This is a genomic window from Massilia sp. ZL223, assembly GCF_018119395.1.
Lineage (GTDB): Bacteria > Pseudomonadota > Gammaproteobacteria > Burkholderiales > Burkholderiaceae_D > Telluria.
In genome coordinates this window covers 12,437-26,485 of sequence record NZ_JAGPWD010000033.1, presented here as the reverse complement: position 1 = coordinate 26,485, position 14,049 = coordinate 12,437, and the positions used below count along the sequence as shown (strand labels likewise).

12 protein-coding genes, 1 other RNA gene and 1 riboswitch are annotated in these 14,049 nt (G+C 62.7%); of the genes, 7 read left to right on the top strand and 6 right to left on the bottom strand.

The features are described 5' to 3' along the window. Positions 1-28 precede the first annotated feature (28 nt). The 3 genes from tssF to KBW95_RS18590 all read left to right on the top strand — a co-directional run bounded on the left by tssF (position 29) and on the right by KBW95_RS18590 (position 3,514). A complete protein-coding gene (gene tssF, locus KBW95_RS18600; RefSeq protein WP_211529008.1) occupies positions 29-1,867 on the top strand; it encodes a type VI secretion system baseplate subunit TssF in 1,839 nt (612 codons plus the stop codon). Further along, positions 1,864-2,826, top strand: a complete 963-nt coding sequence (tssG, locus tag KBW95_RS18595; RefSeq protein WP_373888821.1) for a type VI secretion system baseplate subunit TssG — start codon at positions 1,864-1,866, stop codon at positions 2,824-2,826. Before tssF ends, tssG begins: the two co-directional genes overlap by 4 nt. Before the next feature lie 82 nt (positions 2,827-2,908). Continuing rightward, positions 2,909-3,514, top strand: coding sequence for a type 1 glutamine amidotransferase domain-containing protein (locus KBW95_RS18590; protein ID WP_229429870.1), 606 nt, complete (start codon positions 2,909-2,911; stop codon positions 3,512-3,514). A gap of 80 nt (positions 3,515-3,594) precedes the next feature. Here the strand turns inward: KBW95_RS18590 and KBW95_RS18585 are convergent, their stop codons facing one another. Continuing rightward, on the bottom strand, positions 3,595-4,152 hold the full coding sequence (locus KBW95_RS18585; RefSeq protein WP_211529006.1) for a manganese efflux pump MntP family protein: 558 nt from the start codon (positions 4,150-4,152) through the stop codon (positions 3,595-3,597). Beyond that, positions 4,153-4,323: riboswitch (yybP-ykoY riboswitch) on the bottom strand. 286 nt (positions 4,324-4,609) lie between these two features. On the opposite strand from KBW95_RS18585, the gene KBW95_RS18580 reads away from it, so the two are divergent. Continuing rightward, positions 4,610-5,308 carry a hypothetical protein gene (locus KBW95_RS18580; RefSeq protein WP_211529005.1) on the top strand — a complete coding sequence of 233 codons (699 nt, stop codon included), beginning with the start codon at positions 4,610-4,612 and terminating at the stop codon, positions 5,306-5,308. Positions 5,309-5,542: 234 nt separating this feature from the next. Here KBW95_RS18580 and ssrA read toward each other — a convergent pair. Continuing rightward, positions 5,543-5,901, bottom strand: a transfer-messenger RNA (tmRNA) gene (ssrA, locus tag KBW95_RS18575). A 367-nt stretch (positions 5,902-6,268) separates the two neighbouring features. Here ssrA and KBW95_RS18570 point away from each other — a divergent pair. Continuing rightward, entirely contained in the window at positions 6,269-6,865 is a 597-nt protein-coding gene (locus KBW95_RS18570; protein WP_211529004.1) for a CHRD domain-containing protein, read from the top strand. A 168-nt stretch (positions 6,866-7,033) separates the two neighbouring features. Next, entirely contained in the window at positions 7,034-7,861 is an 828-nt protein-coding gene (locus tag KBW95_RS18565) for a bifunctional 2-polyprenyl-6-hydroxyphenol methylase/3-demethylubiquinol 3-O-methyltransferase UbiG (RefSeq protein WP_229429869.1), read from the top strand. 37 nt (positions 7,862-7,898) lie between these two features. Here the strand turns inward: KBW95_RS18565 and KBW95_RS24825 are convergent, their stop codons facing one another. The 4 genes from KBW95_RS24825 to ompA all read right to left on the bottom strand — a co-directional run bounded on the left by KBW95_RS24825 (position 7,899) and on the right by ompA (position 11,005). Continuing rightward, the gene (locus KBW95_RS24825) at positions 7,899-8,540 is read right to left on the bottom strand and encodes a glycine zipper 2TM domain-containing protein (RefSeq protein ID WP_211529002.1); all 642 of its coding nucleotides are present in this window, start codon (positions 8,538-8,540) and stop codon (positions 7,899-7,901) included. Positions 8,541-8,659: 119 nt separating this feature from the next. Continuing rightward, positions 8,660-9,367 carry an HAD family hydrolase gene (locus KBW95_RS18555; protein ID WP_211526834.1) on the bottom strand — a complete coding sequence of 236 codons (708 nt, stop codon included), beginning with the start codon at positions 9,365-9,367 and terminating at the stop codon, positions 8,660-8,662. A 19-nt stretch (positions 9,368-9,386) separates the two neighbouring features. Beyond that, on the bottom strand, positions 9,387-10,091 hold the full coding sequence (ubiG, locus tag KBW95_RS18550; RefSeq protein WP_211526835.1) for a bifunctional 2-polyprenyl-6-hydroxyphenol methylase/3-demethylubiquinol 3-O-methyltransferase UbiG: 705 nt from the start codon (positions 10,089-10,091) through the stop codon (positions 9,387-9,389). A gap of 197 nt (positions 10,092-10,288) precedes the next feature. Then, positions 10,289-11,005: an outer membrane protein OmpA gene (gene ompA / locus KBW95_RS18545; RefSeq protein WP_211526836.1), complete on the bottom strand. Its 717-nt coding sequence runs from the start codon at positions 11,003-11,005 to the stop codon at positions 10,289-10,291. 376 nt (positions 11,006-11,381) lie between these two features. Between ompA and gyrA the strand changes: the two genes are divergently transcribed. Continuing rightward, positions 11,382-13,997, top strand: coding sequence for a DNA gyrase subunit A (gene gyrA / locus KBW95_RS18540; RefSeq protein ID WP_211526837.1), 2,616 nt, complete (start codon positions 11,382-11,384; stop codon positions 13,995-13,997). The last annotated feature ends 52 nt before the right edge of the window (positions 13,998-14,049 follow it).

Here is a 14,049-nt window from a genome sequence, read left to right as displayed (position 1 = left end):
TTAAAGAGTCAGCACAGAGGGGGCCGAGATGGAAGAGCTGCTGCCTTACTACGAACGCGAACTCGTCTACCTGAACACGGTCGGCCGCGAGCTTGCTCAGCAGTATCCCAAGCTGGCCGACGCCCTTAGTCTCGGCGTCGAAGGCAGCGAAGACCCGCACATCCGCCGCCTGATCCAGGCCTGTGCGCTGCTCAACGCCCGCACCGCCAGGAAGCTCGACGACGACTATCCCGAACTGACCGAGGCCCTGCTTGGCACCCTCTATCCCCACTTCCTGCACGGCATTCCATCCTGCTCCATCGTGCGCGTGGACACCGGCCCCGGTCCGGCGGGACGCGAGCTCAAGCTGGAACACGTCCACATCGTCCCGCGCGGCACCGAGATGAGCTCGCTACACGGCAAGGGGACGCTGTGCCGCTTCCGCACTACCAGCGCTCTGGCCATCGCTCCGGTCACGGTGGCGCGGGCCTGCTTCGAGCCGACCCTGCACGCGCCGCCGAAAATGCGCCTGCCGGCGCGGGCCAGCGCCCGCATCAGCATCACCCTGGAGAGCGCCATGCCGGCGCGCATGCTGCACCAGCTCGGCCTGCCGCGCCTGCGGCTCTATGTGGAAGCCGATAACCTGCTGAGTTCGGCGCTGCTCGATACGCTGTTCATGCAGGCGGCGGGCGCGTATGTGGAGGCGGACGGCCTGGAATCGTGGCGCAAGCTGGAGCGCTTTCCGCTCGCGCTCGGCGGACTCGACGACGACGAGGCGCTCGTGCCTGCCCAGCCCTACGAGCACGCCGCCTACCGCCTCCTGAGCGAATACTTCGCCTTCCCGGAGAAATTTCATTTCGTCGATATCGACCTGGCCGCCCTGGCCGGCGCCTTGCCGGCCGGGGCGCGCCGCTTCACCCTGCATGTCGTATTGGCCGGACTGCACGCCGACGCCAACGCCGCCCGCATCCTCAAGTCGCTGTCGGCAGCGAACTTGTTGCCAGGCTGTGCCCCGGTCGTGAACCTGTTCGCGCAGCCGGCCAGCCCGGTCCGCATTACCCAGCGCGCCACGATGTACGACGTCATCCCGGGCAAGCATGAAGACGGCATCGAGGTCTACAGCATCGATTCGGTGCACGTGCTCAAGACGGAAGGCGGCAAGGCGAACAGCGTCGAATACCGGCCCTATTACGGCTTGCGGCACGGGGAGGGAGGAGGGCGCAGCCAGCGCTACTGGTTCGCGCGGCGCGACGATGGCGGCGACCGGCGGCATCGCATGAAGATCGCCTTCACGGACGACGAGGCCTTGCTGCCGGACGACGAATCGAGCGTCGCGTCCATCGACCTCACCTGCACCAATGGTCCGCACGCCTGCACGGCCGGATTCGGCGCGCCCGGGGGCGACCTGATGAGCGAGACCGCCACCAACGGCCTGCCGATCCGGATGCTGCGTAAACCAACTGCGCCGCTGCGCTTCGCCAGCCGTGGCGGCACGCATTGGCGCCTGGTGACCCAGCTGGCGCTGAACCACCGCTCGCTGGCCGACCTCGATGCCTTTCGCGAAGCGTTGTCGCTGTACGACCTGCCGCGCACCGCCGCCACCCAGCGCCAGATCGCCGGAGTGCTCGCCCTGCGCGCCCATCCCGCGACGGCCTGGCTGCGCAACCGCTACGGGACCAGCCTGGTGCACGGCACCGAGATCACGATGACGGTCGACGAAGAGGCCTTCGCCGGCAGCAGCCTGGCGGTATTCGGCCAGGTCGTCAGCCGCTTTTTCGGACTTTCCGTTCACCTGAACAGCTTCACGCGCCTGGTGTTGGTCTCGAGCCACGGTGACAAGGAATTGTTGCTATGCGAAGCGCGCAATGGCGACCTGAGCCTGGTGTGATCGGCCGGCTGTTCAAGGCGCCGCAACGGGTCGAGTTCTTCCAGGCCATCCGGCTGCTGCTGCGCTGGCTCGCTCGCCATGGCATCGCGCCGGAGCGCGCGCTGGGCGGCGTGATCCGCTTCAGGAACAGCCTCGGCCTTGGATTTCCTTCGAGCGACATCGAAGCCATCGCGTGCAGGGTGGACCAGGGCGAGACGGCCGTGGAGGTGCAGCCATTGCTGATGGGCTTGCTCGGCGTGGCCGGCACGCTGCCGCTGCACTACACCGAGCGCATTGCGGCCTGGGAGGCGGCGACCGACGACGCCAGCGCGCGCGCCTTCTTCGACATGTTCTCGGGGCGACAGCTGGCGCTGTTCTACCGCGCCTGGTGCAAATACCGCGTGCGCTACGGGACGGAAGATGGGCAGGACCGCTTCCTGCCGCTGCTGCTCGCTATCGCAGGCGCGGCGCGGCGCGAGGGAGACGCCCTGCCTGCGGAGAGCCTGGCCCGCTTCGCGGCCCCCTTGCGCTGCCGCGTCGTGCCCGGGAAGATGGTCGCCGGCGTGCTGGCCGAGTATCTTGGCGTGCCGGTGCAAGTGCTGCAGTTCACCGGGCGCTGGGACGTGCTGGACACGTCGCTGCGCACCCGGCTGGCCGCGAGCAACTGCACGCTCGGCGCCGGCAGCACCGTCGGTGCGCGCCTCGTGCGGCCCGATCTCGGCATCCGACTCCGCCTGGGCCCCTTGTCCAGCCTGGACTTCGAACGCTTCCTGCCCGGCGGCAGCGGCGCCCGTGTCGTGGCCGCGCTGCTGGACCGGTTCGCCATCGAGCTGCCCTACCGCGAACTGCAGGTGGTGCTGCGCCGCGAGGACGTCGACGGCGCCAGCCTGGACGGCACGACGCGGCTGGGACTGGACGGATTTCTTTCCACTTCGGCCGGCCGGTGCGACCGCGAAGACCTCTGCTACCTGCTCGATTGAGCCCGGACCATCCGCGCGACGTGCGGCCGGCCACGGCCCTACAATCGTTCTGGACAACCAAACGAATCAGCAAGGAGGGCATATGGGCGAAGAACTCGAGCAGGCCACGATGCAGGATCTGAAGGGAAGGCGGGTCGCCGTCCTGATGACCGACGGCGTCGAACAGGTCGAATACACGGAACCGCGCAAATACCTGGAGCAGCTGGGCGTGCAGGTGACCCTGGTGTCGCCCAAGCGCGCGGGCGAGGACGTCCAGGGTTTCAATCACGACCAGCCGGGCGACAAGTTCAAGGTGGAGATGAGCGTGAGCGAGGCGCGGCCCGCCGACTTCGACGCGCTGCTGCTGCCGGGCGGCGAACGCAATCCGGCGGAGCTGCGCAAGAACGCGGAAGCGATCCGTTTCATCAAGGAATTCGGCGATGAGGACAAGCCGATCGCCGCCATCTGCCACGGTCCGTGGGCGCTGATCGAAGCGGGGATCGCGGAATCGAAGCACCTGAGCAGCTGGCCGGAAATCCAGGACGACCTGCGCAAGGCGGGAGCGGAATGGACGGATGAGGAAGTCGTCGTTGACGGCAAGCTCATCACGAGCCGCAAGCCGGATGATATTCCGGCGTTCAACAATGCGCTGATGAAAGAGCTGATGGTGATCCAGCAGGCCGGGACCGATCCGGGACCGACCTCCTGAGTACTGCCGCGCAAGCCATACAAGCCCGGTCTCAGCGGCGCCTGGTCACCGTAGGGTGGACGGCTTTGCCGTCCACGCGGTCAGCGCAAATGCTCCCACAGGGTCAGGCCGCCTACCGCGATCAGGACCAGGCCGCCGAAGATTTCCGCGCGCTTGCCGACAATGGCGCCGATACGGTGCCCGATCAAGAGGCCCAGCGTCACCATCGACAGCGTCGCCACGCCAATCGCGACGGCAGGAGTGACGATGCTCGTATCCGCGAAGGCCAGGCCGAAGCCTACCACCATCGCATCGATACTGGTGGCAAATCCCGTCAGCACCAGCAGCCAGAAGGGGCGCTTGGCCACGTCCTCGGCATCTTCCGGCTCGCCCATGCCTTCATGAATCATGCGCAGTCCCAGTCCGGACAGCAGCACGAAAGCAATCCAGTGGTCCCATGCCGCGACATACGACGCGGCGAAACTGCCGAGCATCCACCCAAGGACGGGCGTGATGCCTTCGATCAGGCCGAACAGCAAGCCGGTGCGGAGCGCTTCGCTGAAGGGGATATGATTGCGGCGGGCGCCCATGGCAATCGCGACGGCGAAGGCGTCGGTCGACATGGCAAGGCCCAGGATGAAGATGGCGGTGAGAGTCATAAAGCGTTCCGATCGGGCATGACAAAGGCACGCAAGCGTGGCCCGAACCTCACGCATGCATGCCCATGGTCTTGCCAACCGGTCGGCTTCCGCACCATGACGTCAGAACGTCAAGTATGTTGATGCGGAAACTTCCATAACGGAAGCAGGCTACTCCCCAAAGGGTGGCTTATAGTACCGTAGGGAGAACCGCTGAGCAAGCAACGAAAAATTTGAAGCGGTCAAGAAATGATTGAACTCTAAAGACTCAGATTATTGATCGCTTGGTCGACGCGATGTTATCGATGGCGTAAGGAAAATCGCGTCATAAGTAATGCCAATATTCTTAAGCGCTATTTAGGACAATCCACGCCACATCTATTACTGGCCGAAGCTCTTCCTAGGCCATGGCCTTGCCTACCCTATGGCTGAGACGATATATAATGATCACATTTGATCCACTCTTTGCGTTGAATGCATGAAATCTTTTAGAGAAATATTTAGCGAGCGTGCGAACCGTATTGTCGCCCTTTCACAAATAAGTCAAATTGCGTTAGAGGGATTGGGGCAAATTTCGAAAAATTCGGAATCGCCATTTGCGCCTATGTTTAAGAAAATGGCGGCACATATCCCGGAGGGTCATCAAAATCATCCGGACATTAACATCCCTGAGTTCAGAGTTGTATCCTTTTTGGATGGGTTAACCCTTATTGCAACGATTTCAGAGGTGGAGGCGTACTTCCAAGATTTGATCGTGGCCGTATTGCTTAAACATCCAGAGAAAGCGGGAAAAACCTCGTTTGATCTCAAAATTTTGCTCGAATTATCATCGATTGATGATGTCAAGATGCTTGCTGCGGAGCGGTTTGCCAGTGATATGCTGTTCAAAAGGCCCAACGATTACAAAAAAGATCTGATGACTGTTTTATCTGCTGATGAGGCACTTTTTAAAAAAACGTGGCCTATTTTCGTCGAGGCGAAATGCCGACGGGATCTCGGAGTGCATAACGGCTGGGTTGTAAATGATATTTATAGGAGCAAAGTGCGGGAGGTGGGAGTGGTGCCGACTACGGAAGATTTTTTATCTATAGATCACGAGTATCTTCATTCGGTTCGTGAAGGGTGCGTCGATTTAATGATTGCGTTGGCAAATCATTGCAAAAATAAATTTAGATAATTGTCTCTAGCGCGGGAAATTATGAGGCTGTGAGCACGGCCTCACCTATCCAGAAATCAGGTCTCTTTGGTTTCTGCTTGCTTAGGACAGGGTTGAGGTATTTCGCTCATCAGTCACGCTGCAGACGAAAGTAACTTGATAGGTCATGCGGCTCGGTTCGCACTTCGGGACCGAGGATGAAATAACTGTTGAAAAAGAAAAGCCGCTGAAGAATCAGCGGCTTTTGGAAGAGGTTGGTGGAGGCGGCGGGAATTGAACCCGCGTCCGCAAGCACTCTACAGACAGTTCTACATACTTAGCACTATCAATTAATTTAACTTAGGCAACGGGGATGTGCACCCTTTGACTAAGCGAGTTACCTATTATTTAGCAGTCGACCAAGTAACCCGGCCTACTGCGAGCCTCTGTAAATGACTCCACGAACCTTGCGGTACACCCCAGAGGCGAGGTGGTGTGGAGCTAGCAGCAATTAAGCTGCGAGTGCGTACGAGTTATCGTTTGCAGTTATTGATTTCTGGGTGTATTTACGAGGTAACCAGCCCTCGGTATGCCCTGCGCTGCTTTGCAACCCACGTCGAAACCAGGTCGCCCCCAACGAGAGAACCTCCATTGTACCCCAAGCTGCATGGATGTACAGCGGTTTTGCTTAGATCAGGCTTAGAACGCCAGCCGAACTCCCCAGCCGTACGGCTTCGCCCTTGTCAGCGATCTTTACAGGCGAAATTGGGTCGATGTCGCATAAACAAAAGCAAGAGCATCGCGCGCCAGACTCCGGTCACTCTCATCAGTAATTCTATCCCGGCGGCATTCGAGAATGCGTTGATCGCCAGCATCGATTTCAATGTCGGCCAGCTTTACATATGCGCTAGGAGCTGAGCAGTTTTTGCGGCCTTAGCCTCTGCCGTACGTACAGGCACGCTTTATGCTGAATGAATAGCAAACCCTGCGGAAGGAGAAGTCATGAAACGTCTTGCCCTCAGCTTGTGTGCATCCTTGCTACTGTTGTGTGCCGGCGCCGCGCACGCGGACATCATCCGCTACGAGGCGGCCCTGAGCGGTGCGGCCGAAGACCCGCCAAACGCATCGCCCGCCACCGGCTTCACGACGGTATTCATCGACGATGCGACCAACATGATGACCGTGAACGCGAGCTTTTCCGGTTTAATGGGGCCGACAACGGCTTCGCACATCCATTGCTGCACGGTGGATCCATTCGACGGTACTGCCGGCGTTGCGACCTCGCTGCCGACCTTCCCCGCCTTCCCGCTCGGCGTTACCTCGGGGAGCTACACGGAGGTGTTCGACCTGCTGAACGCAAGCACCTACAACATCAATTTCATCAATGCCAACGGCGGAAGCGTGGACAGCGCCCGCCTGGCCTTGCTGGCCGGGCTCGCCTCTGGCCGGGCCTACCTGAACATCCATACTTCCGCTGTCCGGGCCGGGGAAATACGCGGCTTCCTCACCGAGGTGCCGGAGCCGGGCAGCGTGATGGTGTTCGGGATTGGCGTGGCCAGCCTGGCCATGCTGCGGCGCCGGCGCGCGTACGTCCGCTAGGCCGGCGGCCGCGATCGTGTGGCGGCAGGCTCCCGCAGCCTGCGCCACATCGGCGCGACACGGTTAAAGAAAGTTGACAATGCATGCCTGAATTGCAATATGCTAGGGCTCTCCATGACACATCGAGAGGCTCCCCGTATGGCATGCATCGTGTGTGGTAATCCTCAAATGGCCGGGCTCGCCGGTTGGCACGCAACCTGTCCCGCCTGCTGCTACGAAAGCGCCGCCCTCACTCCCGCGATCAACGCCCACACCGGGCCCGAGGTCAATGAGGCCGAGCGCGAAGCGGGGCTCAAGGCGCTGCGCCTGGAGAACTTCAAGACCATCGTCCACTACGCGAAGAAGCATGCGCGGCCGAACGCGCGCCGGCTGCTGGACGTCGGCAGCGCCCATGGCTGGTTCCTGGAAACGGCGCGCGCGGATTTCGACGTGCTCGGCGTCGAGCCCGACGCCGTGGTCGGCAGCCGTGCCGCTGCGCGCGGGCTGCCGGTGCGCTCCGGTTATTTCCCCGACGTGCTGGCGGAAGGAGAGCGCTTCGACGTGATCGTGTTCAACGACGTCATCGAGCATATCCCCGACATCCGCAGCGCGCTGGCCGCCTGCCGCGAGCGGCTCGACGAGGGCGGCATCCTCATCCTCAACCTGCCCAACAGCCGCGGCTTCTTCTACCGCCTGTCGAAACTGATCGCCCGCCTGGGCTGGCGCGCGCCTTTCGAGCGCCTGTGGCAGAAAGACCTGCCGTCGCCGCATGTCCACTACTTCAATGCGCGCAACCTGTGCCAGCTGGTGGCGGGGCAGGGCTTCGAACTGGCCGAGGCCGCCGAGCTGCCCGCCCTGCGCGCCAGGGGATTGCTGGAGCGGCTGCGCTGCGCCGGCAACGTGCCGACCCTGTCGCTCTACGCGCAGTACGTGGCGATCATGGCCGCCATCCCGGTGCTGCGCATGTTCCCGAGCGATATCATCGTCGGCGTATTCAGAAAAAAAGCCGCAGGCTGAGTGCCTGCGGCTTTCATTTCATTGCGCTGGAGACGAATCAGCGGTTGGCGTTCGCGTTGGCAATCTGGTTGCCGATGATGCCGCCGCCGATCACGCCGGCCACGGTGGCCAGCTTCTTGCCGTTGCCGCCGCCGATCTGGTTGCCGATCAGGCCGCCGATCACTGCGCCGGTGCCGATGCCGACATAGTTCGGCTGGGCCGGAGCGGGCGCCGGGGCCGGCTGGTAGCGCGGCTCGTGATAGTGGGTCTGCTTCGGCGCGGCGTGCACCACGCGGGTCTTCTCGACCACCCTCACCACCGGCTTCTCGACCACGCGTTCCTTGACGATCACGGTCGGCTGAGGAGCAGGCTGCGGCTGGGCATAGGCGACCGGAACCGGTTGCGCCGCGGCCATCGCCGGCACCATCTGCGGTGCTGCAGGCATCGCCATCTGCGGCATGGCCACTTGCGCCTGGCCCTGGACACCGGCGGCCGGCGTCACGCTGCTCTGCATGGCGTAGGGCGAAGCGGCTGCCATGGCGGCGAGCTGCTGCTGGTTCGCCATCGGCTCAGGCGCGCTTTTCGAGCTCGGCAGCAGGCCGGTGATGGCGGCGGCGCCGGTCAGACTGACGATGATGACCGAGGCGGCAGCGGCTGCCATGATCGGGTGGATGCGGTTGGTGGTCTGAGTCGTTTCCATGTTCTGCTCCCTAAGACGTTTTGTTGTCGTGCAGGAGTAGATTAATGGCAGGCCTGACTCAGAGATAGACGGTAGCCTGTATCAATCGTAAATAGATGTAACCCAGCAATGTCGCCGGGTCAGGCAACGCCTTCGGCCTGGCGGACGGCATCGATCACTTCGCGCAGGGTCTGCATCAGGTGGGCCGGCGAGTCGAGCAGGTAGTCGGCGCCCCAGGTCGATGGTTCGATCGAACCGCAATAGCCCCAGCCGCAGGCCACGGTGACCATGCCGGCGGCGCGGCCAGCTTCGATGTCGCGCAGGTCGTCACCCACGTACCAGCACTGCTCCGGCGCCAGGCCCAGGCGGCGCGCGCCTTCCAGTAGCGGGGCAGGGTGGGGCTTGGCGTGTGGGGTGGTGTCGCCCGAGACGATGCAGCCGGCGTGCGCCAGGCCGATGTTCGGCACCAGCGGATCGGTGAAGCGGGCCGGTTTGTTGGTGACGATGCCCCAGCTCATGCCGGCTTGTTCGATACCGTCCAGCAGTTCCTGGATGCCCTCGAACAGGCTGGTATGCAGCCACATGGCCGACTGGTAGCGGTCGAACCAGGCCAGGCGCAACTCCTCATAACCCTCGTCGCCCGGCGCCAGGCCGAAGGCGGCGCCGATCATGCCGCGCGCGCCGGCCGAGGCGGTCGGGCGCAGGATGTCGTAGGGCGTCGGAGACAGGCCGCGCTCGGTGCGCAGCCAGTTGACGGCCGCCGCCAGGTCGGGCGCCGTGTCGGCCAGGGTGCCGTCGAGATCGAACAGGATGGCACGCGGTGCCGGCAGAACGGTCGGGAAAGTCATGAGGGATCAGGAAACAGGTTTAAAGCGGCTTGCTGCACGCCACCATGTAGTTCACATCGGTGTCGTTGTTCAGCGAATAGATCTTGGTGATCGGGTTGTAGGTCAGGCCCTTCATGCTATCCACCTGCAGGCCGGCCTGGCGCGCGTAATGCGCCAGCTCGGACGGCGTGATGAACTTGCCGTAGTCGTGCGTGCCGCGCGGCAGCATGCGCAGGATGTATTCGGCGCCGATCACGGCGAACAGATAGGACTTGGGATTGCGGTTCAGGGTCGAGAAGAACACGTGGCCGCCCGGTTTCACCAGGCTTGCTGCGGCCTGGACGATCGATGCCGGGTCCGGCACGTGCTCGAGCATCTCCATGCAGGTGACGACGTCGAACTGGCCCGCCTCGGCCGCCGCCATCTCTTCGGCGGCGATGTGCTTGTAGCGCACCTCGACGCCAGATTCCAGGCTGTGCAAGTCGGCCACCTTCAGGGCCTTCTTGGACAGGTCGATGCCGGTCACCTTGGCGCCCTTGCGCGCCATGGATTCGGACAGCACGCCGCCGCCGCAGCCGATGTCGATCACGTTCTTGCCGGCCAGGGGGGCGCGCGCGTTGATCCACTCGAGGCGCAGGGGGTTGATCTCGTGCAGCGGACGGAATTCAGAAGTCGGGTCCCACCAGCGGTGGGCCAGTTCGCTGAATTTCTGGATTTCTAAGGGGTCGGCGTTGGTCGTCGTCATAGCTCGGAATAATAGCGGAAATGGGGTGGGGGACAAGTTCGCGGCAGGAAAAATGTCGGTAGTGTTGCGTGGAAACTTGGATTCCGGCCTTCGCCGGAGTGACGTTGTGATAAGTAGGCGGCTTGAACCCTGCGCGAGTCCCGATGCACATACGAAAAAAAACCCCGCCGAAGCGGGGTTCATGGGCACTTCGTGGATTACTTGTTGACGGTACGGGTACCGACGACTTCGATTTCCACGCGGCGGTTCTTGGCGCGGCCGGCCGAGGTCTTGTTCGACGCTTCAGGCTGCTTCTCGCCCTTGCCTTCGGTGTAGATGCGGTTCTCTTCCACGCCCTTGCCCTTCAGGTAAGCCTTGACGGCTTCGGCGCGGCGGATCGACAGCTTCTGGTTGTAGGCATCGGTGCCGATCGAGTCGGTGTGGCCGACGGCGATGATGACTTCCAGGTTCATGTCGCTCAGCTTCGAGACCAGGTCGTCCAGCGACTTCTTGCCGGCCGGCTTCAGCACAGCCTTGTCGAAGTCGAAGAAGGCGTCAGCCGAGTAGCTCACCTTTTCCGAGGTCGGGACCGGAGCCGGTGCCGGGGCAGGTGCCGGTTCGGCAACCGGAGCCGGGGCAGGTGCCGGCGGTGGCGGCGGAGCGACGCACTTGCCGTTTTCGAGCTTTTCAGGCGGGACGCACAGCGGTGCGTCGCAGCCCGGGACCGCGTCGGCCGGGGTCCAGTAGCCGGTACGCCAGCACAGGCCGAAAGGATTACGGGCGATCACGCCGCGGCTGTCCTGGACGTAGGCGCTGTACGGGGTGCGCGCCTGGATGTCGGTGGTCAGCGGTGCGTACGGCGGTGCGCTCTGCGCAAATGCGTTGCCCGCGATCGCGGCCGACGCTGCGAGCAAGAAGGTGGCCAATTTATTCATGTTGTTTTTTCCTTTCGGTAGATTCCTAGCGAAGCAGACAGGCTCCGTGTAGTCAGGATGATAACACAGCGGCCGAGCAGTCTGTTTCGTATTGTGAAACGAGCAATTAACTTCCTGCCCATTTTGCCATACGCGCAAAAATCGCACGACTACACCTAAATCAAACTTCAAGCATTATTTGCTTGACGTTGTTTATATGCAACGTTTCGGCAAGCAAATTTACGCTCCGTTGACCATCCTCGACATTTCGCGCTTGACTCACCCTCGAAACGGGCGCTGAAAAGCCTCGGAGGAATTGCGCAGCAGCTAAGGCGCGCGTGGTAGAATCGTCCGTTGCAACTCATAACCAAACGCTGAAAAGCAGCCGACCCGCCCCATGGATCAATTCGCAAAAGAAACAGTCCCAATTTCCCTCGAAGAAGAGATGCGCAAGAGCTACCTCGACTACGCCATGAGCGTGATCGTGGGGCGAGCTCTGCCGGACGTGCGCGACGGCCTGAAGCCGGTGCACCGCCGCGTGCTGTACTCCATGCACGAGAGTAACTACGTACACAACCGTCCGTACGTGAAGTGCGCGCGCGTGGTCGGCGACACGATGGGTAAATACCACCCGCACGGCGACGCCTCCATTTACGACACCCTGGTGCGCATGGCGCAGGACTTCTCCCTGCGCTACACCCTGGTGGACGGACAGGGCAACTTCGGCTCCATCGACGGCGACAGCGCCGCGGCGATGCGTTACACCGAGTGCCGCCTGGACCGCATCGCGAGCGAGATCCTGGCCGATATCGACAAGGACACCGTCGACTTCCAGCCGAACTACGACGGCAAGGAAAAGGAACCGACCGTCCTGCCGACCCGCATCCCGAACCTGCTCATCAACGGTTCCTCGGGCATCGCGGTCGGCATGGCCACCAACATCCCGCCGCACAACCTGTCGGAAGTCATCAACGGCGCGCTGCACGTGCTGCGCAACCCGGAATGCACGATCGACGAGCTGATCGAACTGATCCCGGCGCCGGACTTCCCGACCGCCGGCATCATCTACGGCGTCTCGGGCGTGCGCGACGGCTACCGCACCGGCCGCGGCCGCGTGGTGATGCGCGCCAAGACCCACTTCGAAGAATATGGCAAGGATGGCGGCCGCACCGCGATCATCATCGACGAGCTGCCCTACCAGGTGAACAAGAAGTCGCTGCTCGAGCGTATCGCCGAGAACGTGCGCGACAAGAAGCTGGAAGGCATCTCCGACATCCGCGACGAGTCCGACAAATCGGGCATGCGCGTGGTCATCGAGCTCAAGCGCGGTGAAGTGCCGGAAGTAGTGCTGAACAACCTGTACAAGCAGACCCAGCTGCAAGACACCTTCGGCATGAACATGGTGGCGCTGGTCAACGGCCAGCCGAAGCTGCTGAACCTCAAGCAGATGCTGGAGTGCTTCCTGTCGCACCGCCGCGAAGTGGTCACCCGCCGCACCGTGTTCGAACTGCGCAAGGCGCGCGACCGCGGCCACATGCTGGAAGGCCTGGCTGTCGCATTGGCCAACATCGACGACTTCATCGCGATCATCAAGGCCGCGCCGACGCCGCCGATCGCGAAGACCGAACTGATGGCGCGCGCCTGGGATTCGTCCCTGGTGCGCGAAATGCTGAACCGTACCGAAACCGGCGCGGCCGGCGGCATCGAAGCCTTCCGTCCGGAGCACCTGCCGAAGCACTACGGCATGCAGCTTGATGGCCTGTACAAGCTGTCGGACGAGCAGGCCCAGGAAATCCTGCAGATGCGCCTGCAGCGCCTGACCGGCCTGGAGCAGGACAAGATCGTCAACGAGTACAAGGAAGTGATGGCCCACATCGCCGACCTGCTCGACATCCTGGCCAAGCCCGAGCGCGTGACCACCATCATCTCGGACGAGATGGTGGCGATCAAGGCCGAATACGCCGACAACGGCAAGGACACCCGCCGTTCGGCCATCGAGCACAACGCCAGCGACCTGGAAACCGAAGACCTGATCACCCCGCAGGACATGGTGGTGACCCTGTCGCACACCGGCTACATGAAGTCGCAGCCGATCTCGGAATACCGCGCCCAGAAGCGCGGCGGGCGCGGCAAGCAGGCGATGGCGACCAAGGACGAGGACTGGATCGACCAGCTGTTCATCGCCAACACCCACGACTACATCCTGTGCTTCTCTAACCGCGGCCGCATGTACTGGCTGAAGGTGTGGGAAGTGCCGCAGGGCTCGCGCAACTCGCGCGGCAAGCCGATCGTGAACATGTTCCCGCTGCAGGAGAACGAGAAGATCACCGTGATCCTGCCGCTGTCGGGCGAGAACCGGACCTTCCCGGAAGACCACTACGTGTTCATGTCGACCTCGCTGGGCACCGTCAAGAAGACCCCGCTGAAGGACTTCAGCAACCCGCGCAAGGCCGGCATCATCGCCGTCGACCTGGACGAAGGCGACGTGCTGGTGGGCGCCGCCCTGACCGACGGCAAGCACGACGTGATGCTGTTCTCGGACGGCGGCAAGGCGGTGCGCTTCGACGAGAACGATGTGCGTCCGATGGGCCGTACCGCGCGCGGCGTGCGCGGCATGAACCTGGAAGAGGGCCAGCAAGTCATCGCCCTGCTGGTGGCCGAGAACGAGCAGCAGTCGGTGCTCACGGCCACCGAGAACGGCTTCGGCAAACGTACTCCGATCACCGAGTACACCCGCCACGGCCGCGGCACCAAGGGCATGATCGCGATCCAGACCTCCGAGCGTAACGGCAAGGTGGTGGCCGCGACCCTGGTCGACGAAACCGACGAGATCATGCTGATCACGACCGGCGGCGTGCTGATCCGTACCCGCGTGGCCGAGATCCGCGAGATGGGCCGCGCGACCCAGGGTGTGACCCTGATCGCGGTCGAAGACGGCACCAAGCTGTCGGGCCTGCAGCGTATCGTCGAGACCGACCTCGAAGAAGTCGAGCTCGAGCCGGCGCCGCAGTAAGGCGCACAGCAGCAACACGGCGGGAGCGGCGCTCCCGCCGCCGGCCGGCCTG

Bases quoted from the DNA above. Each gene is read 5' to 3' on its own strand.
- tssF (WP_211529008.1), top strand. From the start codon at position 29: ATGGAAGAGCTGCTGCCTTACTACGAACGCGAACTCGTCTACCTGAAC.
- KBW95_RS18590 (WP_229429870.1), top strand. From the start codon at position 2,909: ATGGGCGAAGAACTCGAGCAGGCCACGATGCAGGATCTGAAGGGAAGG.
- KBW95_RS18585 (WP_211529006.1), bottom strand. From the start codon at position 4,152: ATGACTCTCACCGCCATCTTCATCCTGGGCCTTGCCATGTCGACCGAC.
- KBW95_RS18580 (WP_211529005.1), top strand. From the start codon at position 4,610: ATGAAATCTTTTAGAGAAATATTTAGCGAGCGTGCGAACCGTATTGTC.
- KBW95_RS18570 (WP_211529004.1), top strand. From the start codon at position 6,269: ATGAAACGTCTTGCCCTCAGCTTGTGTGCATCCTTGCTACTGTTGTGT.
- KBW95_RS18565 (WP_229429869.1), top strand. From the start codon at position 7,034: ATGGCCGGGCTCGCCGGTTGGCACGCAACCTGTCCCGCCTGCTGCTAC.
- KBW95_RS24825 (WP_211529002.1), bottom strand. From the start codon at position 8,540: ATGGAAACGACTCAGACCACCAACCGCATCCACCCGATCATGGCAGCC.
- KBW95_RS18555 (WP_211526834.1), bottom strand. From the start codon at position 9,367: ATGACTTTCCCGACCGTTCTGCCGGCACCGCGTGCCATCCTGTTCGAT.
- ubiG (WP_211526835.1), bottom strand. From the start codon at position 10,091: ATGACGACGACCAACGCCGACCCCTTAGAAATCCAGAAATTCAGCGAA.
- ompA (WP_211526836.1), bottom strand. From the start codon at position 11,005: ATGAATAAATTGGCCACCTTCTTGCTCGCAGCGTCGGCCGCGATCGCG.
- gyrA (WP_211526837.1), top strand. From the start codon at position 11,382: ATGGATCAATTCGCAAAAGAAACAGTCCCAATTTCCCTCGAAGAAGAG.